This is a genomic window from Hymenobacter defluvii, from assembly GCF_017589435.1.
GTDB classification, from domain to species: Bacteria; Bacteroidota; Bacteroidia; order Cytophagales; family Hymenobacteraceae; genus Hymenobacter; species Hymenobacter profundi.
In genome coordinates, this window is sequence record NZ_JAGETX010000005.1 from 61,656 (window position 1) to 86,210 (window position 24,555).

Consider the following 24,555-nt stretch of genomic DNA (forward strand, 5'->3'; position numbering starts at 1 on the left):
ATGGTTTTCCGCTGGATCAAGTTTGCCGTTGCTTTTGTCATCACCATTGCCCTCACGTGGGTGCTGCATACCAGCCACGGTACTGTGCCACCGTTTGGCAAGTTTCTGAGTCCGTATGTGGGTTTTTGGCGCGAGGGCGAAACGGCGGCCGACTTTCCCAAGCGGCAGGAGCTGGCCCTACCTGCCCTGGAGCAACCAGTACAAGTGCGCTTCGACGACCAGCGCGTGGCGCACGTATTCGCCCAAAACGACCACGACCTGTACTACACCCAAGGCTACCTCACAGCCCGCGACCGGCTCTGGCAGATGGACTTTATGACCCACGTGGCGGCCGGCCGGCTGGCTGAGATTGTGGGGCCGGAGCGCCTGGAGATGGACCGCTTTTTCCGGCGCATGGGCATGGTCTACGGCGCGCAACGCTCCCTCGACTCGATGCTGGTGGACCCGCGCACCCGGCTGGCCCTCACGGCCTACTCCGATGGGGTGAATGCCTACATCAACGTCCTCAATCCCAAAGACTACCCCTTCGAGTATAAGCTCTTGAACTACGCCCCCGAGCCGTGGGCGCCGCTGAAAAGTGCGTTGCTGCTCAAGCTGATGGCCTTCGATTTGAGCGGCCGCTCCGATGATTTGCGCCTGAGCAACGCGCTGGGCAAATACGGGCCGGAGGTAGTGAAAGACCTGTTTCCGGACTATCCGCGGCTGGAAGACCCGATTGTACCGGTAGGCTCGCCCCGCAACTTCACGCCGGTGCCGGTGCCGCCTACCCCGGCAGGGTTCGAGGCGGCTATGTCGGGGAAGGTACCGCAGCATGAGCCGGCGCCGGATTTGGGCTCCAACAACTTTGCGGTGGGCGCGGCGAAGTCGGCCACGGGCTACCCCATCTTGGCCAACGACCCGCACTTGCAGCTGAATCTGCCCAGCATTTGGTACCAGATGCAGCTCTCGGCGCCGGGCGTAAACGTGTACGGCGTGTCGATTCCGGGGGCGCCTACCCTCATTATCGGCTTCAACCAGGATGTAGCCTGGGGCGTGACCAACACCGGCGCCGACGTGATGGACTGGTACCAGATCAAGTTTAAAGACGCTACCAAGCGCGAATATCAATACGCTGGCCGCTGGCTGCCGGTGCGCCGGGTGGTAGAGCGCATCCAGATAAAAGGGCAGCCCGACCGCCTCGACACGGTGCTCTACACCCGCCACGGCCCCATCGTGTACGACCACGACGAGAAGCCCTTCTCGCCCCAAACGCCCGTGCACCACGCCCTGCGCTGGACCGCCCACGACGGCGCCAACGAGGTGCTCACCTTCTACCTGCTCAACCGCGCCCACGCCTACCCCGACTACCTGGCAGCCCTCACGCACTACGGCTCACCGGCCCAGAACTTCATCTTTGCCAGCAACCAGAAGGACATTGCCATCCGGCCCAATGGTCGTTTTCCGTTGAAGTGGAACGATCAGGGCAAGTTTATTCTGGATGGTACCGACTCGGCCTACGACTGGCACGGCTGGATTCCGGCCCAGCAGAACCCATTGTCGTACAACCCGAAGCGCGGGTTTGTGTCGTCGGCCAACCAGACGCCGGTGGGGCCGGACTACCCCTACTACCTGGGGTGGCAGTTTTCGCTTTGGGACCGGGGGCACCGCATCAACGAGCGCCTGGCCCGCATGCAGCGCGCTACCCCCGACAGCCTGCGCCTGTTGCAGCTCGACAACTTCGGCATCAACGCCCAGCTGATGCTGCCGCGGATGCTGGCGTTGGTAGCGCCGGGCCAGCTGAAACCCGCGGAGCAGCGCGTATACCAGGAGCTGCAACGTTGGAACTTCTCTTATGACGCCGACGCGCTGGGGCCGAGCATCTACGAGCTGTGGTATAATCAACTTATCAAACGCATCTGGGAGGATGATTTCGGCAAGCAAACCGGCCTAGAAATGCGCTACCCCAACCGCGACCGGACGAACACGCTCATCCTGCAACAACCCAACTCACCGTGGATCGATGACAAGCTGACGCCGGAAAAGGAAACCCTACCCGACCTCGCCCTGCAATCGTTGCGCTGGGCCACCGACTCGCTCACGCGCAAGTTTGGCCCTCTGAACGACGACTGGCACTGGGCCAACCAAAAAAGCACCGACATCCTGCACCTGGCCCAGCTCCCCGGCTTCGGGCATATGAATTTGAACGTGGGCGGCGGCGTGGGCATTGTGAATGCCATCACGGAGCGCAACGGCCCCTCCTGGCGCATGGTGGTAGCGCTGGGGCCGCAGCCCAAGGCCTACGGCCTATTTCCCGGTGGGCAAAGCGGCAACCCCGGCTCGCGCTACTATGACAACATGATTGCTCCCTGGGTGCAGGGCAAGCTGCCAGAACTGGTGTTTCTGCAAAAACCCAACGAACGCAACGAACGAATCCGCGCTGCCTGGAAACTGACAACGAAATAAGATGCTTCTCTTCCTTCTGATTCTCATTGTAGCCACCGTGGCGCAGGTTTTCCTACCCTGGTGGTGCATAGTGCCCGTGGCGTTTGTGCTGGCGCTGCTAGTAGGCCGTACCGGTGGCAAGGCCTTTCTGGCGGGCTTTTTCGGGGTAGGGCTGGGCTGGCTGGTGCTAGCCATCTGGCTGAATGGACAGAACAATAGCGTGTTGGCGCATCGCGTGGCTGAGTTACTACCCCTCAGCGGCAGCATCGCACTGCTGCTGCTCGTGACGATGGTGGTAGGCGGACTGGTAGGCGGCTTGGCCGCGCTGTCGGGCTGCTGGCTGCGGCAGGCGCTGTGGCCAATTCAGCCGCCAGTTGCACCGGTTGTTGAGATGGAGCCGAAGTAGAAGATTCCACTTATTTGTCATTCTAAATTTTCTGTGTCATCCTGAGTGGAGCGAAGGACCTTTTGCCAGTTGAATGACAAGCGTAATAACGACTCGTTTCAACGTGATAAGGTCCTTCGCTCCGCTCAGGATGACAGAAAATTTAGAATCACAGATGGTGAGTGAATTATTCACTCAGCGACGAAATCCACTGGTTTTCCCTACCCCACGTTTCGTTCGGGGTGTCGCTGGCCACGAACACCAGTGAGCCACCCGCCGACAGTTCTTTGTGTGTAAGCCAGTTACGCTCCAAGGGTTTGCCATTCAGGCGGGCGCTTTGGATGTAGCGGCGAGTAGGCGTGTAATTTTCTACCTGCATTACCAGCTGCTTTTTATCCGCCACTTGCACCTTCACTTCCCGGAATAAGGGTAGGTTAAGGTAGTACACGGGCTGCCCCACGCAAGCAGGCATCACGCCGCAGGCCGTCAGGACAAACCACGCCGACATGGCGCCCGCATCGTCGTCCATGGTGCGCAGGTAGGCTTTGGGCTGGTTCTGGTAGATGCGGCCCACGTAGGGGTCGATGCCGCGGCTGTTGTCGTTGAAGTAGTGCTGCACCACCGTATCGACGGCCAGTTGGTGCATGAGCGCCTGCGACTGCCAGGGCTGGCGGGTGGCGTTATAGAGGGTAGGCGCTTGCAGGTCGGTTTCGTTGGCGTGGTTGTAGTAGTCGCCGCCGAAAAACGTATCGAGCTGCTGGCGAAATGCCGCCTCACCGCCTACCATCTCTTGTAAGCCTTTGATGTCGTAGGGCACGTTCCAGCGGTATTGCCAGATGGTGCCCTGGTACATGCCGCGGGCGGGTAGGCGGTCCACGTCGGAGCGGGTCATATCCAGGAAATCCTTCTTCCAATACTCTTTGTATTCCAGCGCTTTGCGTCGATACTGCGCACTCAGGGTTTTATCTTTCAGAATGCCCAGCAGCTCGCTCAGTGCCCAGGCGTCGTACGACGACTCCAGCGCCTTATCGGGGTGGGAGTAGTCGAGGCGGTTGACTTCCCGGATTAGCGAGTCGCGGATGCCGCGCAGGTCTACCCGGTAGCCTTTGCGCACGGCGTCGAGCAGCACCACAATGGCGTGCTCCGTACGCACAGTAGGCGAGGGCTCGTGCTGGGTCGCAAAGTCATTCTTGCCGTAGCGATACAAGCCCGCCAACGACGTGGCCACATCCTGAAACTCGGTGGGGTAGGCCAGCGAAAACAGCGGCAGCTGCGTGTGGTAGTTGTCCCAGATAGCCCACCCGTTATACACCGGCCGCTTCGATTTCTGCACCGACCCATCGGTGGCCCGGTAGCGCCCATCCGCCTCCGACACCACGTACGGCGACTGCAACGTGCGGTAGAGCAGCGAGTAAAACAGCTTTTCGCGGTCGGCATCGCCTTGCACCTGCACGCGGGTGAGCAGCGCGTTCCAAGCCTGACTGGCCGCGCGGCGCACTTCCGCCAACGAAGCTCTTGCCTGCCCTTGCACCGTGGCACGGGCATCATCCGCACTCATGGACGAGAAGGCCACGCGCACCTCTACGTCGGCGGTGCCGTTGGGTAAGCGGGCTACTACTTTGTGCTCACCCGCTGTTTCCCATTGCACGGGTTGGTTGATTTCGAGGAAGTAGTAGAGCCGGTATTTGCCCGCGCTACAGGTGGTACCGGCTTCAATCCAACCCGTAAGGGTAGCGTTTTGCGTCGTGTGTTCCTCTTGCTTGAAACCGTTGGCGAAGGAATGGCTCAGGTTGAAGAACAACCCTGGCGCGGCCCCGCTTGGAAAATGGTAGCGGTGCAACCCGAAGCGCTGCCCTACCGTCAGCTCAGCCCCTACCCCGTTGGCAAACGTGACGGCGTAGTAGCCCGGCTCGGCGTGCTCAGTCTTTTTCAGGAGTTGCGTTTGCGCCGGGTCACTCCCCAGAAATGGTTTCACCAGCAGATTGCCGCCCGCGCCCTGGCACCCTACTCCCTCAAACCGCGTGTGCGTGAAGCCCAGAAAGGTGCGGGCCAAGTGCTCATAGCCGGCGTGCAAATTAGGGTAGGTCTGCGGCCCCAGGCTCAGCATGGAAAATGGGTAGGACGCGGCGGGCGACATCTGACCATGGTCGCCGGATGAACCCAGAAAAACGTTGACCTGCTCGGTAGGCGACGTTTGGGCCAGCGCTGGCAGAGAGCAAAGAGCGAAAAAGAGCCAGAATAAGTGCTTCATGCGGAAAAATTACGCGATACAGGGTTATCTACTAGTTGCCAGCTTTATGGATCGAGCGGGTCAAACGGGTTGGGCTGGCGGGCCTCGGGCACCGGCAGGTAGCTGTTTTCTGTATCGGAGAGGCGTTGTAGGTCGCGGTAGGGCACATAGCCCAGCTCGCGGCGGCAGCGCTCGGCCATGTTCAGGATGTAGCGGCTCTGGCTGGCGTCGGTGACGGTCAGCACGGGCTTATCCGTGGGGAAGCCAAAGGCATAGAGCATCCGGCTAACGTTGCGCAGATTGGTGGTGGTGTGGCGGGCGTGGGGCTCAATGAACACTGCCGCATCGGGCAGCCCCAGCGTTCCGACCATGTATTTCTTCATCTCCACGGCCTCGCAGAAGGGCGTCTTGTTGGGGTGCACGTGCCCGCCCGACACCACCACAAACGGCGCCTGTCCCGCCCGGTAGCGCGCCGCCGCCATGCGGCAACGTAGCGCACTCATCGAGTCCAGTGCCACGCCGGGCTGCTCGGGTCCCATGCCCGGCACCAAGATCATGGTATAGGGGAAACGCGCCCACTCGGTGCCGGCCACGGCGGCGCTGGGAGCCGCATTAAGGCCCGCGCCAAGCGGCTCGTAGCGGGCGGCTTCGTCGCGGCCGTTCAGACGCAGTGCGGCCAAGGTAGCGTGTAGGGGCACCTCATAGAACGTAGCGGGCTGGCGGCGTTTCCGTAACGGCAATAGCTGTTGCTGTAGCGCCTGGGCAAACGCAGCATCCTGGCGCGGAAAGCTAATGGAGTCGATGACGGGGTAGCGCGGGCGCATGCTGGCCACGTACACTTGCAACGTGCGGTTGAGGCCCTGCACAGCATCTTGCCAGGCCAGGCGCAAGGTGGTCGTATCGGGTTGAGCAGCGTAGAGTGGGTAGCCTCCGCCTGAACCAAGCAACGGCTGCACCGCCACTTTAAACGCCTTGTCGGCCACATACAACCGCTGTAGCTCCTGCCCGATAGCGCGAATCTCCCGTGGCTGCCACACCAGCGAATCGACGTAGCGCTGCACGTTGGCGGGGCGCGCCGCGAGCAACGGGTAGCTGCGTTGGGCCTGCCGTTGCGCTACGCGTTGCAACACCTTATCGGCCTGTACTATTTTTCGCAGGGCTGGCTTTGCCTCCAGTAAGGCCAGCAGCGGGTAGGTTTTCGCCACCAACACCGAGTCGGTGCGTTGGGCCGGCGGTGGTGCCTGGGCGTAGCCGAAACGGCTGAGTAGCACCAACAGTAGAAAGGCAGAAGGTAGTCGCCACATCATCAAGAACTGTTTTTACGTTGTGTATTACACCTTTCCTTTAAGCGAAAACGTCATGCAGAAAGCTTCCCTGCATGACGTTTTCGCTTAGCGGCTGTTTGCGTTAACTAGCGTCTGGTCGTTCGCACTACCAGACCGACTTTCGTTCAACGACAAGACGCAAGTATGCGTCTCTACATCGTTCACTGGGTAACACAAACGGCTTAAAAGTAAAGAGGCTTAGTTATACCCTGGGTTCTGCGTCAATTGCCCTTTGCTCAGGTTGATTTGCGACTGCGGAATGGGCCAGTACTCGTGCGTGCCTTTTATGAAGCGCGCCGTGGACATAAACGTGCGGCGGCTTTTCTCGCGGTTGAAGTGGTCGTTCATCACCTCGTCGGCAATGCCCCAGCGCACTAGGTCGAAGAAGCGGTGGCCTTCCAGCGCCAGCTCCAGGCGGCGCTCGGTGCGTACGGCCTGGCGGGCAATGGCCGGGTCGGTCCAGGGAGTGGTGTACTCGGCCACATTGTAGGTAGCGGCGGGCGTGCCGTTGGCGCTCAGCACCTTATCGTTGTTGGCTCGCCGCCGAATCTGGTTCACAATGGCGCGGGCGCCCTCCAGGTTGCCGGTTTCCACCTGGGCTTCGGCCTTCAGCAGCAGCACATCGGCCAGCCGGATGATGTCGTAGTTCAGGGCACTCACCCACGGAAACTGGTTGAGGTAGAACGTGGAGCGGGAACTCACCATGCGCTTCTTGAAGCTGAACACCCCGTAGGTACCAGCGTCGCGGGCCCAGCTGGCAGCATACGGCGCCAGGTCCAGAAACTGAATGCCGGGCCGGGCCACCGCGTGGTCGAGGCGTGGGTCTACGGAGTCAGCAGCGCCCACGTCCGACTTATCGGTTTGGGGTAGGCCGGCGGCGGTGGTTTTGTAGGCATTCACCAGGTCCTGGCTCGGCATATCGAAGCCGTAGACGGGGTAGTATGGGCCACCAGGGTTCAGCAGGCGCTCATCCAGGCTACCCCGAAAGTTGCTGGGCGTACCGTCGCGGATGGAGCGCTCAATGGCAAACAGGCTCTCCGGGCCGTGCTCTTTGGTGGGGTCGAAGTTGTCGTGGTAGTTGTCGTTGAGGCGGTAGAGGCCCGAGGCCAGCACCGCATCGGCGGCGGCAATCACCTTGGGGTAGTCCTTGGTGTAGGCGTAGAGCTTGGCCAGGTAGGCCGTAGCGGCGCCCTTGCTCACGCGGCCCAGGTCAGTTTGTTTGGCGGGTAGGTTGGCTTGGGCCAGCAGAAAGTCGTTTTCAATGTTCTTCCACAGCGCCGCATCCGAGAGGTTGTTCGGAATGTCGTATTCCGTAATGTCCCGCGCCGTTTCGTCCACCCACGGTATGCGGTTGTAGATCTTTTTCAGATCGAAGTAGTAGTGCCCGCGCAGCAGGTGCAGCTCACCCAGCCGAATCTTTTTCAAGTCTTCGCTCATGCCCGCAAACCCATCCACGGCCCGAATAGCGCGGTTGGCGCGGGCAATGCCCTCGTAGCAAGCACGCCACTTCCGCTCCACATCAATGATGTTGGAGTTCGTAAGGAAAATCTCCATCAGGTGCATGCCGTTCTGGTCGCCTACCCCGCCGCCGCCTTTGTAGGCGTCGTCCGACACTACATCGCCAAACGTCCAGTTGGTACCGGGCGAGTTGAAAGCGTTGTTGGCATCGTCAATCTGTCCGCCCAGCGGCGCGTAGGCGGCCGTAATGAGGGCCTCTACTGCGGCCAAGTTATTCAGGTCCGTGGAGGAAAGGCTGGCGCGGGGCTGTTCGTCCAGGAAATCTTTATTGCAGCTAGCCAGCGACGTTGCCAGGGCCAGCAGGAGTACTTTATTTTTCATGACAAAGAGAAGGAGCGTGGAAGGTTAGAACCGAGCGTTGATGCCAAACAGCACCGCGCGGGGCTGCGGGTAGTAGCCACGGTCCACGTTCTGGTCGAGGTTGCGGTCCACGGCGCTGTAGTTTTGCAGGTTCACCTCGGGGTCCATGCCCGTGTAGTTGGTGATAGTGAAGAGGTTCTGCGCCTGCACGTACACCCGCACGCTGCTGGCCCGAATGGCCGAGGTCCAGGCCACCGGAATGGTGTAGCCCAACTGAATGTTTTTCAGGCGAGCGTAGGAGCCATTTTCAACGAAGTAGGTAGACGGCCGCAGTTCGTCGTTGGAGTTGGTTTTGCTGAGCTGGGGCAGCGAAGCGCCTGGGTTCTCGGGCGTCCAGGAGTCCAGAATGCGCGTGTTTTTGTTGAAGGGATCGAAGGCAAAATCAGTGTTGTACTTGCTGAAATTGTAAATATCGATGCCCTGCACCCCCTGGATGAACAAGCTCAGATCGAGGTTCTTGTAGGCGGCGTTGAAGTTGATGCCGTAGGTTAAATCAGGCTGAGGCTTGCCAATCTGCTGCTGGTCCTGCTCGTTCACGGTGCCGTCGCCGTTCAAATCCTGGTAGCGCCAACGGCCAATACCTTTGCCGCGCTGGGCCGGCGCCGCGTCCACCTCGGCTTGGTTCTGGAAGATGCCATCCACTACGTAGCCGTAGAAATACGCCACCGGCTTGCCTACCTCCGTGCGCGAGAGCGACAGGCCCCGCGTGAGGTTGTTGCTCACATAGCCCGGAATAAAGGAGTTGCCCTCGCCCAGCGACAGCACCTTGTTGCGTATCACCGACCCGTTGGCCGACACGCCCCAAGTGAAGTCCTTGGCGGCGTCGCTCTGGTAGCTGGCCTGAAACTCCAGGCCGCGGTTGCGGATGCGGCCCGCGTTTTCGTACGGCACCAGCACCTCGCCCGCCAGGGCCGGACGCGGCACCCGCACCAGCACGTCTTTGGTTACTTTATCGAAGAAATCGACACTGAAATTCAAGCGATTGCGCAGCACCCCGAAGTCCAGCCCGATATCGGTTTGAGTGGAGGTTTCCCACTTCAGGTTGGGGTTGCCAATGGCGCGGGCCGCGTAGCCGGTTTGCACCGTGCCGTTGCTACCCGTGATGGGGTAGTTGGTGTTGGTCGGGCTGATGCCGTAGATATCGAAGGCCGGGTAGTTACCGATTTCCTGGTTGCCGCTCTGCCCCCACGAGGCGCGCAGCTTCAAGTTGCTCAGCCAGTTCACCTCTTTAAAGAACGTTTCCTCCGACAAGCGCCAGCCCGCCGAGAAAGCCGGGAATACGGCGTAGCGGTTGTTGCTCGGGAAGCGGCTGGAGCCGTCGCGGCGCACCGAGGCCGAGGCCAGGTACTTGCTGGCAAAGTTGTAGTCGAGGCGGCCGAACTGCGAGAACAGGGCCCAGGCCGAGCCAGTACCGCTGTTGGTTTGCAGGCCCTGGCCCGCATCGAGGTAGCGGAAGTTGGGGTCGCTGATCAGGAAGTTTTCCCGGTAGGCCGCAAAGCCTTCGTTGGTGTTCCGAATGGCTTCCGTACCCACCACCGCGGCCAGATTATGCTTCCCAAAGTCGCGGCTGTAGCGCGCAATATTGGTCCACGTCCAGTTGATGGTGTAGGCGTTGTTGACGTTCAGGTTGGAAATGGGGTTGTTGGCAATGCCCTCGGTGTAGCTCGGCGAAAAACCCCGGAAGTTGCTCGACAGGTAGTCAATGCCGATGGACGAGCGCACGAACAGGTTATCGAGCACTTCCAGCTCGGCGTAGGCGTTGCCCAGGGCGCGCAGGTTGCGCGAGGCGTTGTCGCGGTTGTTGTAGAGGGCGCGCAGCGGGTTACCGGCGTCGCCCAGGCCCGCGGCCGGACCGGCAAAGTTGCCGTTTTCGTCGCGCACGGGCACAATAGAGGGTAGGCGGTAGGCGTCGTAGATGATGCCCCCGTTCACGGCATTGGAACCCGCCTGCACCGAGCGGGCGTAGCTGGTGGTAAAGTTCTCGCCTACCTTCAGCCGTTTCAGCACCGTGTACTCCGTGTTCACACGCAGCGACACGCGCTTGAAACCCGTGTAATCCAGGATACCATCTTGCCCGAAGTAGGTGAGGTTGATGGCGTGCCGGCTGGTTTCGCTCCCGCCCGATAAGCCCAGCGAGTAGTTCTGGATAGGTGCCGTGCGGAAGATGGTCTTAAACCAGTTGGTGCCGGCCACGTTGGCCCGCACATTGGGGTTGCGCTGCAAAAACTCGGGTAGCACAGGTTGCGCGCCGTTGCCGTACTGCGGGTGGCTGGGCGTCTGGCCGCTGTTGCGCTGGGCATCGAACTCCACCTGCGCCAGCTGGGTAGGCGACACCATGTCGGGCAGGTTGTACACCGATTGCAAGCCATAGTAAGAATCGAAGCTCAGCTGCGTCTTGCCCGATTTGCCCTGCCGGGTGGTGATAACCACTACCCCGTTGGAAGCCCGCGCCCCGTAGATGGCCGTGGAAGATGCATCCTTCAGCACCTGCATCGACTCAATGTCGTTGGGGTTCAACTGATTGATACCGTTCTTGGTAGGCACACCGTCGATGATATACAGCGGGTCGCTGTCGCCGAGCGTGCCAAGGCCGCGCACCCGCACCACGGCGCCACCACCGGGCGCGCCATCGGTGCTCACCTGCACGCCTGCCACCTGGCCTTGCAGCAGTTTCTCGGGGCTGGCTACCGGGAAGTTCTTCACCCGATCCAGCGGCAGTACGCCCACGGCGCCGGTCACGTCTTTTGCTTCCTGCGTGGTGTAGCCTACCACTACTACCTGATCCAGCGCGGTGGTGCTTTCGCGCATCGTTACGGCCAGGGTAGTCTGGTTGCCTACCTGCACCTCCTGGTTTTCGTAGCCAATGAAGGAGAATACCAGCGTGGGCTGCCCTACCTCGTCGGGAATGCTGAGCTGGAAGTTACCTGCGGCATCCGTTACGGTGCCTTGCGCGGTGCCTTTCAGGGAGATGGATACGCCCGGCAAAGCTTGCCCGTTGGTGTCCTTCACCTGTCCCTGAACAGTGCGGGCCACCACAGTTGCGGGGCGCACGGCATGCGTGGCGGGAAGCAGGACGGGTTTGGCCGTGGCGAGTGTGGTCCAGCTTAGCGCCAGCGCTACCCCGGTCAGGTAGTAGGGCCGGCGGTAGCCGGAACGTTTGGGTAGGGAGTGTTGCATGCAGGGAAAGGGTTTTGGTGGTGGAAGAAAGCAGCTGCGTAACCTCTAGGAAAGCGGGCACCTACCTATACTATGCAATAGGCCATTGACAGGCGCGTATCCGGCAACAGGCTGCGAATAGCAGCTATAAGTTGCACGATTATTCCCAGTAAGTGCGCCGCCGATTTGGTTGCTGGTTGGTTGCCACGTGTTGGCCACTACCGCGCTACTGGCTGTAGACAACCCGCTCTTGCGTGTTCACTTCGTCTCTACAGCTGCCTGGATTGGCTATTGGCGGCACAAAAGAAGCCCGTCTGGTTTTCGTTATTGTTCCCGACATGTTACCAAACTGTTGCCATGACCTGTAGCCATAGCCTTCCCTCTATCACGCATGCATCAAGAAACTGTACAACTATTTGATAATCAAATCCTATATTGTTACTTGCCGCTCCACTTTCTTTCGCCCGCATGAAGCAGAAAATACTAGCCTTCCTCCTGTTTCTGCCCGGCCTTGGCTACCATGCGGCCGCCCAAACCGGCTGCACCGATGCGCGGGCCACCAATTTTGCCCCCTCGGCCACTAGCAACGATGGTTCCTGCGTCTACCCTACCACCACTGCGCCCTTACCCAGCCGGGCTACCCTACCCTCGGAGGTACACGAAACCTCCGGCCTGATCTACACCAATCAGCAACTCTGGACGATCAACGACAGCGGCAACGAGCCCGTGCTCTACCGCCTCGACGCGGCCACCGGCGCCGTGCAGCAGCGCGTACGCATCAGCAATTTTGCTAACGTGGACTGGGAGGACCTGACTGCCGATGACCGCTACTTGTACATCGGCGATTTTGGCAACAACGCAGGCAACCGGCGCGATTTGCGCGTTTTACGCGTCCCGAAAGCGGCCATTGGCACCGCGCCCGATATAACCGTAGCGGCAGAGCCAATTGCCTTTTCCTACCCCCAGCAGACCAACTTTCAGCCTCCTGTCAATCAGCACAATTTCGATGCGGAGGCGTTTTTCGTCGCCAACGACTCCTTGCATATTTTCACGAAGAACTGGGCCGATCAGCAAACCAGCTACTACACCGTGCCGGCCACGCCGGGCACCTACGCGGCCCGATACCGTGCCATGCTCAACGTAAACGGCCTCGTGACCGGGGCCGCGCTCAATGCCGCAGGTACGGAGGCTACGCTATTGGGCTACACCGCCACGGGTGCTACGTTTGCCTGGCTGCTTTTTGATTTCCCAACGGGTCGCGTGCTGCAAGGCAACAAGCGCCGTATCGACCTTCCCTCGGCCCTGCTGGTAGGACAGGTAGAGGCCCTCACGTTCACCGACCGCTACTCGGTGCTGGTGTCCAACGAACGCCTCGCTACGTCTTTCCTCACGGTGCCGCCCCGCCTGTATTCGCTGGCGCTAGGCGAGTGGCTGGCGCCGGTGGCTACCACCAGCAATCAGTCGGCCGGAACGGCTAGTTTTGCCCTATACCCCAACCCGGCGCGCCACGTGCTGCGCGTGCAAACGCTGGCGCCTACCCCCGAAGACAGCCAGCTGACCGTGCACGACTCCAGCGGCCGCCTTGTGCTAGCAGCTCAGTTGCACGCCCGCAACCAGTCCCACGAGTTGAACCTTGCGCACCTGGCACCCGGTCTGTATGCTGTGCGTATCACCTCCGCGCACGCCACCTACTCGCAAACGTTGCTGATTGAGTAAGCAGCGTTGCGTCCTGTTTACACACCATAAGTGTATAGCAGGCTTCAGGTAGAAAAGAAACCCCTACCTTCTCAACACAGCCCACACTTTCTGCTGCTCTCTGGTTTAGTGTTCTGGGAGAGTTGACGGTTGCAAGCGGTCTGCTTGTAATTGTTGGTAGAGCAGCTTGGCAGCGGCTTCGAGCAACGGTTGGTCGGTGGTGCGCTCCTGGCAGCGCTGCATATCGTAGTGACACAGCGTACCAAAGGGCTGACCCTGAGCATCGCGCACGAGCACCCCGCAATAGGAAATGACAGGCGTATCAATCAGGCCCAACACGTGCGGGTCAATGGTAGCATCTGTTATTTCCAATGGCGCCTGCTGCCGCCCTACCAGGGAACAGTACGTAACGGCCATGGGCACATCGTCGCCCCGCCGCATGGCAGGTTGGTAGCGGTCAAACAAGGCCTCGTTGCGCAATACCTCCCCATCGAACCGAAATAGGCCCGTGTAGCGGTGCGGGGTCCGACTGTTGAGGTACTCCAACGCCGCATGTAGGCCCTGCTGCTGCATCACTTGCCCGAATACGCTGATTTCGTCCCGCATAGAATTTAGTGGTCAAAGGATACTACGTGTAAAGGTACGGTTTGCCTCTCCGAAGGCAGCGTTATATTAGGTTTGCCCCCTGAGCACAACCGTTTTTGCACCCTTGGCAACGACGGATCCGGAGGCGAGCATTTTCAACTTTTACCACGATGCCTTTCAGTCCGGCCAGCTGGAGCTGTGCCAGAAACTGCATTAGATGGCTTAGATGGTTGTCGCCTACCGGTCGGACGCCCTACGGCGTCGGACCGGTAGGCGACGTGAATGGTGGCTTCATCCGCTACACGCTAATACTGCGCAATGAACGCGTAGGCGGACAGCGTGTACACCGCCGCGGCCGTGAAGTGGTTGCCGCCTTCGATGGGGTGTAGCTCCACCTGGGTAGCCCCGCGGGCGCGCATGGCTTTGTAGGCATCTTCGGAATTGAAGAAGGGCACGTAGTCGTCGGCGGTGCCGTGGAAGAGGGCTACGGGCGCTGTGGGCTTCCAGTCGTAGATGTCGTTGTCGGTGAGGGTAGCAGACAGGGGCGCGTCGGTGCCGTTCAGTACCGCGTCACGGAAAGTAGTCGAGAACAGCTGGCTGGGCAGTTGCGGCACAGCGCTAAACTGATTGGCCTTTAACTGCGCGGCATACGGTGCTTTGTAGTAGTAGTCGAATGGCCGGTTCAGCTTATACACCCGGTCGTAGGTGCTCAGCACCCACACGTAGGTACTCAGAAAGTTTAGCGGCTGGTCGCTGCTGAGGATATAGCGCGCAAAGGCCGATTTGTGGTAGGCGCCCGCGCCGGGGGCGCTGGCCGTCACGGTAAACTCCTGGCTATTTTTCTCCTCGATGAGCTTGTGCAAGGCCATGGTTGCAAAGCCGCCCTCGGAGTAACCTACCAGAAAGTTCTTGTCGTTGCGCTGGATTTTCTGCTGGGCGCAGAACTCCCGCGCCGCCCGCAGCATATCCAACGACGAGGATGCCAGCGAGGCCGCGTGCTCGTAGGGGTGCGGCAGGTTTTTGCTGGCGCCGTAGCCAATATAATCCGGGGCCGCTACAATGTAGCCCGTGGAGGCCAGCACCGACACTGCCGAATACACTTCGCTGCTCTGGCTATAGTAAGAGGGTGCCCGGTTCTCATCGGCGGGGCGCAGGGTGCCGTGCTGGTAGCTGAGGAGCGGCAAGGCCACAGGCGCTGTAGGCACTAGCAGCGCCCCGGAGGCCGTCACGGTCTGGCCGTCGGTGTTTTGGGTGGTGTAGGTGAGCCGGTATACTTTGATAGGATATTTGGCCAGCGCCCCCACCAGCGGCACCTGCGACACGCGGCCGGCCAACGCCTGGGTGCTGTACTCGCCAATGAGCTTGCTGCCCACTAAATGGGTAGCGGCCGCCGGAGCCTCGGGGGTTTCGGTGGAGGTGGTAGGGGTAGGCGAATCGGAATTGCAACTGACGGCCGTACCAGCGCCCAGGGCAATACCCAGGAAACCAGTCAGCCACGCAAATCGGGTAGCAAGCTTAGGAAAACGCACGATACAGAATAGAATGAATTAAAGGTCTTTGTATAACACTGGGGCGCCCAAAAGATTCGATTTCGTAGTGGTAAGTCAGAACCACGGATTCGCTCGGATTTTTCGGATGACACCGATTTTGGGAATGATAGAAGATGTATGCCATGCACGAAATCGGTGTCATCCGAAAAATCCGAGCGAATCCGTGGTTCAGATTCCTCGCTGCGCTCGGAATGGCAGGCTACTTTTATTCTTTCATCTAAAAAATTAGTTGTATAACTAAAATATTAGTTATACCTTACTCTCCTTAACCACTGCTTATGGAAAATCTACCCGAACTCACCCGCGCCGAGGAGCAAGTCATGCAAGTGCTGTGGCAGCGGGGGCCATCGTTTGTGAAGGACATGCTGCCGGAGCTGCCCACTCCTACCCCCGCCTACACCACGGTGTCCACTATCATCCGCATTCTGGAGCAGAAGGGCTTTGTGGGGCACGAGGCCTTTGGGCGCACGCACCGCTACTATGCCCTGGTAGCACAGGATGCCTACCGGCGCTTCTCGCTCACCAAGCTGCTGGGCGGCTACTTCGGTGGGTCGTTCAGCCGGTTGGTCAGCTTCTTTGCCCAGGAGGAAAACCTGGATGCCCGCCAGCTCGACGAGCTGCTGCGCCACGCCCAGCAGGACCTCCCCCCTACCCCCTCGGACTCGCCCGATGACGACGCCCCAGCTGCTTAACTGGCTTCTGCTGAACACGCTCACGCTGGGCGCGCTGTGGCTGCTCTACCACTTGGCCCTGCGCCGCGAGCGGTGCTTCCAGTACAACCGCGCCTTGCTGCTGATGGCCCCGCCGCTGGCGGCGCTGTTGCCCCTGGTGCATCTGCCTGCCGCCTGGCTTCCGGCAACTCCCACGGCCCAGGCGCCCCTGCGCCTGCTGCTGCCAACCGTGACGGTAGGCGCTTCGGCTACCAGTGCGCCCGTTGTGCCGCTGCTGTTCTGGGTGCTGCTACTGTACGGCGCCGGTGTGGCCCTACTACTAGGTAGGCTAAGCTGGCAATTGCTGCTGCTTTGGCGCTTCACGCGCACGCTCCCTGCCGAGCAAAACGCAGAGTACACGCTGTACCGCACCGGCGGCCAGCGGCCTACCGGCTCCTTCGGTCGCGCCGTGTACTGGGACGATACCCTACCCCTCTCTACCGCCGAGGCTGCCCACGTGCTGCGCCACGAGCTGGTGCACGTGCGCCAGCATCACACCCTCGACCGGCTCTGGCTGCGCGTGTGGCAGGCCGTGCTCTGGCCCAACCTCTTCGTGCACCTGCTGCCCCGTGCCCTCGACCTCACCCACGAATACCTCGCCGACGCGGCCGTGGCTCCTACGGCTCCTACCGATTACATCCGTCTGCTGGCTCGCCAAGCTACCGGCTGGCTAGCGCCGGCGCCTACCCTTGCGCATTCCTTCTTTTCATCCTCCACCTTAACTCGTATTGCCATGCTGAACCGTTCGTCGTCTGTACCCCGCCGCTGGAAGCAGTGGCTGGCATTGCCCGTGTGTGCCGGGTCGTTGGTTATGGTTGCCTATGCGAAAAACACAGTAGCAGGTGAGGCAACCGTGCGCACGATGTATCCTAATCATCAAGCGCAAGCATCGATGCCGGCACCGCCCCTACCCCCAGCCCTGTATACTGCTGTTGATCAGATGCCTCAACCCGTAGGCGGGATGGATCAATTACTAAAATACTTTACGCAGAACATCCGCTACCCGGAAGCTGCAAAAGCACAGCATTTGGAAGGTAAAGTGCTCGTAAGCTTTATTGTGACTACCAATGGAAGCGTGCAGGCTGTAAAGATTCACGAGGGAATAGAGAAGGACCTCGACGCAAAAGCTACTCTAAATAAGTTGGTGGTAGTTGGCTACACGGCAACTAACGCTAAGCCTGGAACGGTGAATGCATCATCGGGTGCAAGGCAAGCCATGAATGAGGAGGCATTACGAATGGTACGGGCCATGCCTCAGCAGTGGAAACCCGGGCAGCAGAATGGAAAGCCCGTGGCCGTATTGCTTACGCTACCAATAGTTTATGTCCTGAGATAAACAGGTGTGCTAGTGCTTCACGCGCCCTAAATTATCTTCTCTTTTATTCCTTTCTGACTATGCTATTTCACTGGCTTTGGCTGAGCACCCTGCTGCTCGGTGCCCTCTGGCTGTTCTACTACCTCGGGCTGCGGCGCGAGCAAAGTTTCCGCTACAACCGGGTGCTACTGGTGCTGGCGCCGCTGCTGGCTGCCACGCTGCCGCTGCTGCCCCTACCCGCCCTGGAGCTGAGCACCCCACTGGCAGCGCAACAACCGTTGCAGTTTCTGCTGCCCGAGGCAACGGCCAACGCCGAGGCCAGCCATTCGGTGGCTACTGCCGTGCCATGGTTGGTGCTCTGCTATGGCATAGGAGTGGCGCTGCTGTTGGCGCGCCTGGGCGGGCAGCTCTGGCAGCTTTGGCGCTTCGCGCAGTCGCTACCAGTAGAGCAGCGTACGGGCTATACGCTGCGCCGCACCAGCGGCCGGCGCCCTACCAGCTCTTTCGGCCGCACCGTGTTTTGGGACGATTCCCTACCTCTCACGCCCGCCGAGGGCCGGCAGATACTGGCCCACGAGCTAGCCCACGTGCGCCAGCACCACACCCTCGACCGGCTTTGGCTGCGCGTGTGGCAGGCCGTGCTCTGGCCCAACCCCTTCGTGCACCTGCTGCCGCCCGCGCTGCACCTCACCCACGAGTACCTCGCCGACGAGGCCGCCGCGGCTACCGCGCCCACCCACTACGTTGGGTTGCTGGCCCGGCAGGCCACGCGCTGGTTGGGGCAGACGCCTACCCTTGCACATTCTTTCTTTTCATCTTCCACCTTAACCCGTATTGCTATGCTGAACCGTCCGTCCGTTACCCGCCGCTGGAAGCAGTGGCTGGCCCTACCCCTTGGCTGCGTCCTGCTGGGCGTAGTAGCCTGTGAGAAGAACACGCCCGCTGATGACGCTGCGCTTTCGCAGACTGCCAGTCAAGCCGCCTCAATGCCAGCACCGCCCCCACCACCGCCACCTGTTGTGCGAAACGCAAAAGGCGAACAGATTTATAACTACGTCGAGCAAATGCCGGAGCCCCCAGGCGGCATGGGAGGCTTATTGAAATATATCGGCGAAAACATTCAATATCCAAAAGCTGCTATGGCGGCAAAGCTGGAAGGAAGGTCATTTGTCAGCTTCACGATTAACAAGGAAGGCGATATAGAAAACGTGTATATTCAGAAAGGCATTTTCTCTCCCGAACACGAAGCAGCAGCTCAGGCGATGAATGATGAAGCTATGCGCGTCGTCAAACAACTGCCCCGCTGGACACCCGGCAAGCAAGACGGGCAGCCTGTGAATGTGTCTTTCACCATCCCCGTCACATATATGCTAGAGAAGTGAATGATTTATTGATCCGTATTAAACTCTATCCAGTATGCTTACTCTATCATTAGCAACTGATTTATCCCATTGGTTTTGGCTCAGCACGCTAGTGCTGGGCCTATTTTGGGTCTTCTATTATCTAGTATTAAGACACGAGCGACTCTTTCTCTACAACCGGGTGCTGCTACTGATGGCCCCTTTAGTAGCGGCTATATGGCCACTACTAAAGGTATCTGCTACCTACTTACCGACTATAGTAGATGCCACTACGAGTACAGAGTCATCGTTACCCTTGTTGCTTCCGGAGGCAACTATCGGAATTGAGCTGACAGCACCCACCCCTATATCGTGGTCGCTGCTCATCTACAGTGCAGGTGTAGTTTTTATGCTGGCGCGATTGATTTGGCAACTCTGGCAGTTGTGGCGCTTTACCTACTCCCTACCCACCGAGTACTACGAGGGCTACACATTGCGTCGCACTGGCGGCCGGCGGTCCACCGGCTCCTTTAGTCGCACGGTATATTGGGATGAAACTGCTCCGCTTACGCCAGCCGAAGCCAGCCAGGTACTTCGCCACGAGCTAGTACACGTGTATCAACGACATACGCTAGACCGATTGTGGTTACGCGTATGGCAGGCCCTGCTCTGGCCAAATCCCTTTATACACTTGTGTCTCCACGCCCTCGACCTCACCCATGAATATCTCGCCGATGCTGTCGTATCGGCTTCAGCTCCTGCTGGGCATTACGTCCGCCTATTAGCTGGTCAGGCCATTGGCTGGCGTAATCGCACGCCTATTCTCACGCATTCTTTCTTTTCATCCTCCACCTTAACCCGCATCGCTATGCTGAATCGCCTGTCCGCTCCTCATCGCTGGAAACAGTGGTTACTTCTACCTCTTGGCTGTGTATTATTAGGTTTGGTTGCCTGCGAGAAGAATAAGTCAATCGACAAGCAAAAGGCAGTTGATAAATACAACGCTAATTTATTCATGTCAACTATCGAAATAAAAGACCAACCCTTAATGCAAACGATAGAAGTACGCCGAGCACCTACTAGCAGTAAATACAGTACAACAAAGGGAGAAAGAAGAAAAATAGGCGCTCATAAAGATGACCTTATCACTATAATTGACGGTAAATCGGTACTAAATGGGCGGATTACCAATAGAATGCTAACGCGTTTTTCCACCCAACCCATGAGTGCGGATACAGGAGTTTATTCGGCTAGATTACCAGTCCCGGCAGGTGGCGTATCCAATTTATTGCAGTTTGTGGAGCAGAGCATTACCTATCCTAGGAGCGGTATAGATGCGAGATTAGAGGGGAAAGTTTGGGTTAATTTCATAGTCAATAAATATGGTCAGGTAACAGAGACAAGCATACGCCGTGGAATTTCTTCTTCAGAGCATCCCGAAGCCGCGGAGGAAATGAATGCAGAAGCGTTACGCGTTATAAAGTCATTTCCTAGATGGGTACCAGGTACATGTGATGGCGAACCAGTTGGCGTAGCATTCACCATTCCTGTCACCTACGCTTTGGAGTAGCCGTTTGCCCGCTACCCTGTCTGCATGGATAGGGTAGCGGGCAAACTTTATTCTCTACCTCCCGGAACGTCCTTTCTATGCAGCGCGTATCTTTAGCTTCCATATCAGCGCGTTCGTGGCATCTATCCGGCTTTTCTTTCTTTCTCCTACCCACTTATGCTGTTGGGTAGTATGGTTGCTGCTGAGTAGTAGTTGCTCGTCGCCGCAGAAGAAGTCCCGGCAGCCCAGCGCCGCCGAGCTGGCGCTAGCTCGGCAGCAGCAGCTACACCAAGACTCCCTACAGGCCGATTCTGTTGCCAAGGTGCACGGCGAGCTGCCGGGCGCCATTCTACCCGAATCGCGCATTGTGGCCTACTATGGCAACCCGTTGCACAAAAGCATGGGCATTTTGGGGCAGTACCCGCAGGATGAGATGCTACGCCGCCTCAGCGAGCAGATAGAAGAGTGGGAAGCCGCCGACCCCAAGCGCCCCGTGCGCCCGGCCCTGCACCTCACGGCCATCATCGCCCAGCGCGACTCCGGCGCCGATGGCAAGTACCGCGCGTCTCTACCCGATAGCACTATCCAGCGCATGATTGCGCTGGGCCGCCAGCAGCACGCGCTGGTATTTCTGGATGTGCAAGTGGGCTTGAGCACCTTGCCCGAGGAGTTGCCCCGCTTGGCGCCCTACCTGCGCCTACCCTTCGTGCACCTGGGCATCGACCCGGAGTTTTCGATGAAATCGGGCCGGCGACCGGGCACGGAGGTGGGCGAGTTTGATGCCCAGGACGTGAACTACGCCCGCCGCTTTCTGGCCGATATCGTGAGCGAAAACCACCTACCGCCCAAAGTGCTGGTGGTGCACCGCTTCCGCCAGGATATGGTGACCAACTACCAAGATATCAAAACCGACCCGCGCGTGCAGATTGTGATGGACATGGACGGCTGGGGCACGCCCAAAATCAAGCGCGGCTCCTACCGCAAGTTCATCAAGCAGCAACCCGTAGAGTTTGCCGGTTTCAAGCTCTTCTACAAAAACGACCAGCGCCCCGGCTCCCGCCTCATGACCCCCGCCGAAGTGGCCGCCCTCGACCCCAAGCCACTGTATATTCAGTATCAATAAATGGTGAAGTTGTGAATAGTCTGTCATCCTGAACGCAGTGAAGGACCTTCTCACGAGAGAACGAGTCGTTAATACGATTGTCGTTCACACGTGAGAAGGTCCTTCACTGCGTTCAGGATGACAGACTATTCACAACTTCACAAACTCACAACTTCACTACTCCTACCCTATCAACAAAAAGCCCTTACACCCGCACCGGTCTAAGGGCTTTTTATACCAGCAGGGTTGCTTCTTGCAGGACGAATGGTTTAGCTCGTCCGTAACCGGCGCGCCATGGCAACATCCTCAGCCACTTACCGAAGCTACATATCCTTATTCCTTGATCAATAGAATTTTTTGTTATCGAACTTCCTAGCTTTATGCCCGTAGCCCTATCATTTTGCCCCAACTACTCGCTGTGTTTGCATTCATATCTCGCCCAATTTTACCTGCGTTCTTTGTTAGCTCCGGTTTACTACTTGCCTTAACTGGCTGCGGCTCCCGCCAGGAGCGCGCCAACCCCGATGCCGCATCCACAGCCAGCGTGGAGCAGGTAGCCTCTACCCCGCCGCCCGTCGACTCGGTGCAACTGAAGCTGGAAGCCATGCGCCGCGATTCGCTGTGGGCCGACTCGGTGGCCCGCGTGAACGGGCAGCTACCGGGCGCCATTTTGCCGGGGCACCGTATTGTGGCTTTCTACGGTAACATCCGGGCGAAGGGCATGGGTATTTTGGGACGTGAGCCCAAGGAGCAAATGTTCCGCAAGTTTGATGGGGTGCTGAAGGAGTGGCAAGACGCCGACACTACCCTACCCGTGATGCCGGCGCTGCATAGCGTGACTATCACGGCCCAGGGCGCCCCCGGCAAGGACGGCAAATACCGCCTCATGAACTCCAAAGCCACCATTGAGGAAACCATGCGCTGGGCCAAGGAAAAGAACGCCATTCTGTTTCTGGACGTGCAAGTGGGTCTGAGCGACCTAGAGCACGAACTACCTAAGCTGGAGCCCTACCTCAAAGACCCCACTATCCACCTAGGCATCGACCCGGAGTTTGCTATGGCCACTAAAGGCGTGCGGCCGGGTAAGAAAATCGGCACCTACGATGCCAAGGACGTGAACTACGCCATCAGGTTCCTGACGCGCATTGTGCGCGAAAACAAGCTACCTCCCAAGATTCTGATGGTGCACCGCTTCACGCAGGGCATGGTCACGAACTACAAAAACATCAAGCTCGACCCGCACGTGCAGGTGGTGATGGACATGGATGGATGGGGCAACCCCATCCTGAAAAAGGATTCTTACAAAGCCTACATACAAAAGCAGCCTGTGCAGTACACCGGCTTCAAACTGTTCTACGAGTACGATGCCCGGCCGGCCCCCCACCATATCATGACGCCCAAGGAAGTCCTAGCCGAGTTGGACCCCAAGCCGCTGTATATTCAGTATCAATAGGGTAAGAGCGTGTAAGGGTAGGGGGGGTTTGAGTGTAAGAAGCGTGTCATCCTGAGCGCAGCGAAGGACCTTATGACAATAGAACGAGTCGTTATTACACTTGTCGTTCTATTGCCATAAGGTCCTTCGCTGCGCTCAGGATGACACGCTTCTTTTTCAACGCGCCTATAAACTCACAATTTCACAAACTCACCATTTAGTGTGCGGCGTTCAGGTCTACTTTCTCGCCGGGTTTGGCGCGCTTGATGAGTAGCACCAACGGCACGCAGATGAGGAAGAAGCCCCCGATCATCAGGAAGATTTCGGAGTAGGTGATGATGGACGTTTGTTTCATCAGGGTGCCTTCGAGAGCGGCGTAGGCCATTTGCTGTGCCTGTACCAGGTCGGCACCCTTGGCGCGGAAGTTGGCAATGAAGGCGTTGAGACGCGTTACCGTTTCGGGGTTGTAGAGCGAGATATTGGGCAGCAATGCGTTGCGGTTCTGGAAGATAGCGCGCTCCAAGTACGTACCGACCAGGGCTACCCCAAACGAGCCGCCCAATTGGCGAATCATACCGGTGAGGCCAGCTGCTTGGCCCGCATCTTTCCCACTCAGGCCGGCTAGCGACATGGTGGTGATGGGTAGGAACAACATGCTCAGGCCAAAACCACGCAGCATCAGCGGCCAAAAGAAGTCGCCCTCGCCAGCGGTGGGCGTGAGGCGCACGCTCATCCAATAAGAGAAGATAAAAAACACGGTGAAGCCCACCGGCAGGATAAATTTCTGCGAGATGCCCCGCTGAATCATCTTGCCCATCACCGGCATCATCAGGCCCGACACCACGGCACCGGGTAGGAGAATGTAGCCCGTTTGCTCGGCCGAGAAGCCCAGAATGCGCTGGCAGAAAATGGGAAACACGAACACCGAAGCGAACAAACCGAAGCCCAGCACAAACGATAGAAACGCGCCGATGGACAGGTTGCGGCTTTTAGTGAGCACGCGCAAATCCACGATGGGTTGCTTGGCCGTCATCTCGCGCACCACAAAGCCTACCAAGCCGATGATGGCCAGAATGGTACCCAGCACAATGTAGGGCGTCTCAAACCACTCTTCCCGCTCGCCTTGCTCCAGCACCAGCTGCAACGCGCCCACGCCCATAATCAGCAGGATAATGCCCGCCCAGTCGATTTGACGCAGAGGCCGCGGAATGGCGTTTTTAATACGCTCGGGGTCGCGGATAAACAAGAGGGTGAAGATGCTGGCCAGAATGCCCACGGGCACGTTCACGTAGAAAATCCAGGGCCAGTCGTAGTTGTCCACAATAAAGCCGCCGAGGGTAGGGCCAATAGTAGGCCCGATAATCACGCCCATACCAAACAAGGCCTGACCCAGGGCCAACTCCTCGGGCGGGAACGTATCAACCAGGATAGCCTGCGACGTAGCCATCAGGGCACCGCCGCCTACCCCCTGGATAAAGCGAAACGCCACCAGCTCCCAGATGTTGGTGCTCTGCCCGCAGGCCATGGAGGCCAGGGTGAAAAGAATAACGGAGGCGAGGTAGTAGTTTTTGCGCCCAAACTGCTCGGCCAGGAAGCCGGTCATGGGAATCACAATCACGTTGGCAATGGCGTAGCTCGCCACCACCCAGCTCACCTCCTGCTGCGTGGCCGACAGGTTGCCCATCATCTGGGTCAGGGCCACGTTCACGATGCTGGTATCAATCAGCTCCAGCAAGCAGCACATCACCACCGTAATGACGATGATCCACTTGGTAAATCCGGTTTCCATGAGGTAGTGTTTAAACTGTCATCCTGAGCTTGCGAAGGACCTTCTCACGTCAGATAGTACCTATCTATCGTTAGTTGTTCTCATGTGAGAAGG

At 58.7% G+C, this 24,555-nt stretch carries 16 protein-coding genes; 9 read left to right on the forward strand and 7 right to left on the reverse strand.

Annotation, left to right across the window (positions count from 1 at the left end; all coding sequences use genetic code 11):
* Complete coding sequence (locus tag J4D97_RS10740) at window positions 1-2,442, forward strand: penicillin acylase family protein (RefSeq protein ID WP_208307585.1); 2,442 nt, start codon at window positions 1-3, stop codon at window positions 2,440-2,442.
* 1 nt (window position 2,443) lies between these two features.
* Window positions 2,444-2,827: a hypothetical protein gene (locus J4D97_RS10745; protein ID WP_208307586.1), complete on the forward strand. Its 384-nt coding sequence runs from the start codon at window positions 2,444-2,446 to the stop codon at window positions 2,825-2,827.
* Between the two features lie 166 nt (window positions 2,828-2,993).
* On the opposite strand, the gene J4D97_RS10750 is transcribed toward J4D97_RS10745, so the two are convergent.
* The 4 genes from J4D97_RS10750 to J4D97_RS10765 all read right to left on the reverse strand — a co-directional run bounded on the left by J4D97_RS10750 (window position 2,994) and on the right by J4D97_RS10765 (window position 11,416).
* Window positions 2,994-5,057 carry a glycoside hydrolase domain-containing protein gene (locus J4D97_RS10750; protein WP_208307587.1) on the reverse strand — a complete coding sequence of 688 codons (2,064 nt, stop codon included), beginning with the start codon at window positions 5,055-5,057 and terminating at the stop codon, window positions 2,994-2,996.
* Window positions 5,058-5,101: 44 nt separating this feature from the next.
* Window positions 5,102-6,343, reverse strand: coding sequence for a YdcF family protein (locus tag J4D97_RS10755; RefSeq protein ID WP_185282175.1), 1,242 nt, complete (start codon window positions 6,341-6,343; stop codon window positions 5,102-5,104).
* A 216-nt stretch (window positions 6,344-6,559) separates the two neighbouring features.
* On the reverse strand, window positions 6,560-8,200 hold the full coding sequence (locus tag J4D97_RS10760) for a RagB/SusD family nutrient uptake outer membrane protein (RefSeq protein WP_208307588.1): 1,641 nt from the start codon (window positions 8,198-8,200) through the stop codon (window positions 6,560-6,562).
* A gap of 24 nt (window positions 8,201-8,224) precedes the next feature.
* Window positions 8,225-11,416 carry a SusC/RagA family TonB-linked outer membrane protein gene (locus tag J4D97_RS10765; protein WP_208307589.1) on the reverse strand — a complete coding sequence of 1,064 codons (3,192 nt, stop codon included), beginning with the start codon at window positions 11,414-11,416 and terminating at the stop codon, window positions 8,225-8,227.
* A gap of 447 nt (window positions 11,417-11,863) precedes the next feature.
* Here J4D97_RS10765 and J4D97_RS10770 point away from each other — a divergent pair, with 447 nt between their 5' ends.
* The gene (locus J4D97_RS10770) at window positions 11,864-13,111 is read left to right on the forward strand and encodes a T9SS type A sorting domain-containing protein (RefSeq protein ID WP_208307590.1); all 1,248 of its coding nucleotides are present in this window, start codon (window positions 11,864-11,866) and stop codon (window positions 13,109-13,111) included.
* A 105-nt stretch (window positions 13,112-13,216) separates the two neighbouring features.
* On the opposite strand, the gene J4D97_RS10775 is transcribed toward J4D97_RS10770, so the two are convergent.
* Together J4D97_RS10775 and J4D97_RS10780 are read right to left on the reverse strand one after the other, a co-directional pair.
* The gene (locus J4D97_RS10775; protein ID WP_185282170.1) at window positions 13,217-13,696 is read right to left on the reverse strand and encodes a GAF domain-containing protein; all 480 of its coding nucleotides are present in this window, start codon (window positions 13,694-13,696) and stop codon (window positions 13,217-13,219) included.
* A gap of 284 nt (window positions 13,697-13,980) precedes the next feature.
* Window positions 13,981-15,204, reverse strand: a complete 1,224-nt coding sequence (locus tag J4D97_RS10780; RefSeq protein ID WP_347879337.1) for an alpha/beta hydrolase family protein — start codon at window positions 15,202-15,204, stop codon at window positions 13,981-13,983.
* Window positions 15,205-15,503: 299 nt separating this feature from the next.
* Here J4D97_RS10780 and J4D97_RS10785 point away from each other — a divergent pair, with 299 nt between their 5' ends.
* The 6 genes from J4D97_RS10785 to J4D97_RS10810 all read left to right on the forward strand — a co-directional run bounded on the left by J4D97_RS10785 (window position 15,504) and on the right by J4D97_RS10810 (window position 22,694).
* On the forward strand, window positions 15,504-15,917 hold the full coding sequence (locus J4D97_RS10785; RefSeq protein ID WP_208307591.1) for a BlaI/MecI/CopY family transcriptional regulator: 414 nt from the start codon (window positions 15,504-15,506) through the stop codon (window positions 15,915-15,917).
* Entirely contained in the window at window positions 15,895-17,271 is a 1,377-nt protein-coding gene (locus tag J4D97_RS10790; RefSeq protein WP_208307592.1) for a TonB family protein, read from the forward strand. The genes J4D97_RS10785 and J4D97_RS10790 overlap by 23 nt, the downstream gene beginning before the upstream one ends.
* Before the next feature lie 59 nt (window positions 17,272-17,330).
* The gene (locus J4D97_RS10795; protein ID WP_208307593.1) at window positions 17,331-18,632 is read left to right on the forward strand and encodes a M56 family metallopeptidase; all 1,302 of its coding nucleotides are present in this window, start codon (window positions 17,331-17,333) and stop codon (window positions 18,630-18,632) included.
* An 826-nt stretch (window positions 18,633-19,458) separates the two neighbouring features.
* On the forward strand, window positions 19,459-20,160 hold the full coding sequence (locus J4D97_RS10800) for a TonB family protein (protein WP_208307594.1): 702 nt from the start codon (window positions 19,459-19,461) through the stop codon (window positions 20,158-20,160).
* A 115-nt stretch (window positions 20,161-20,275) separates the two neighbouring features.
* Complete coding sequence (locus tag J4D97_RS10805; RefSeq protein ID WP_208307595.1) at window positions 20,276-21,262, forward strand: hypothetical protein; 987 nt, start codon at window positions 20,276-20,278, stop codon at window positions 21,260-21,262.
* Window positions 21,263-21,659: 397 nt separating this feature from the next.
* A complete protein-coding gene (locus J4D97_RS10810) occupies window positions 21,660-22,694 on the forward strand; it encodes a hypothetical protein (RefSeq protein WP_347879338.1) in 1,035 nt (344 codons plus the stop codon).
* Window positions 22,695-22,890: 196 nt separating this feature from the next.
* On the opposite strand, the gene J4D97_RS10815 is transcribed toward J4D97_RS10810, so the two are convergent.
* Complete coding sequence (locus J4D97_RS10815) at window positions 22,891-24,462, reverse strand: DHA2 family efflux MFS transporter permease subunit (RefSeq protein WP_208307596.1); 1,572 nt, start codon at window positions 24,460-24,462, stop codon at window positions 22,891-22,893.
* Between the last annotated feature and the right edge of the window lie 93 nt (window positions 24,463-24,555).

Bases quoted from the DNA above. Each gene is read 5' to 3' on its own strand.
- J4D97_RS10740 (WP_208307585.1), top strand. From the start codon at position 1: ATGGTTTTCCGCTGGATCAAGTTTGCCGTTGCTTTTGTCATCACCATT.
- J4D97_RS10745 (WP_208307586.1), top strand. From the start codon at position 2,444: ATGCTTCTCTTCCTTCTGATTCTCATTGTAGCCACCGTGGCGCAGGTT.
- J4D97_RS10750 (WP_208307587.1), bottom strand. From the start codon at position 5,057: ATGAAGCACTTATTCTGGCTCTTTTTCGCTCTTTGCTCTCTGCCAGCG.
- J4D97_RS10755 (WP_185282175.1), bottom strand. From the start codon at position 6,343: ATGATGTGGCGACTACCTTCTGCCTTTCTACTGTTGGTGCTACTCAGC.
- J4D97_RS10760 (WP_208307588.1), bottom strand. From the start codon at position 8,200: ATGAAAAATAAAGTACTCCTGCTGGCCCTGGCAACGTCGCTGGCTAGC.
- J4D97_RS10765 (WP_208307589.1), bottom strand. From the start codon at position 11,416: ATGCAACACTCCCTACCCAAACGTTCCGGCTACCGCCGGCCCTACTAC.
- J4D97_RS10770 (WP_208307590.1), top strand. From the start codon at position 11,864: ATGAAGCAGAAAATACTAGCCTTCCTCCTGTTTCTGCCCGGCCTTGGC.
- J4D97_RS10775 (WP_185282170.1), bottom strand. From the start codon at position 13,696: ATGCGGGACGAAATCAGCGTATTCGGGCAAGTGATGCAGCAGCAGGGC.
- J4D97_RS10785 (WP_208307591.1), top strand. From the start codon at position 15,504: ATGGAAAATCTACCCGAACTCACCCGCGCCGAGGAGCAAGTCATGCAA.
- J4D97_RS10790 (WP_208307592.1), top strand. From the start codon at position 15,895: ATGACGACGCCCCAGCTGCTTAACTGGCTTCTGCTGAACACGCTCACG.
- J4D97_RS10795 (WP_208307593.1), top strand. From the start codon at position 17,331: ATGCTATTTCACTGGCTTTGGCTGAGCACCCTGCTGCTCGGTGCCCTC.
- J4D97_RS10800 (WP_208307594.1), top strand. From the start codon at position 19,459: ATGCTGAATCGCCTGTCCGCTCCTCATCGCTGGAAACAGTGGTTACTT.
- J4D97_RS10815 (WP_208307596.1), bottom strand. From the start codon at position 24,462: ATGGAAACCGGATTTACCAAGTGGATCATCGTCATTACGGTGGTGATG.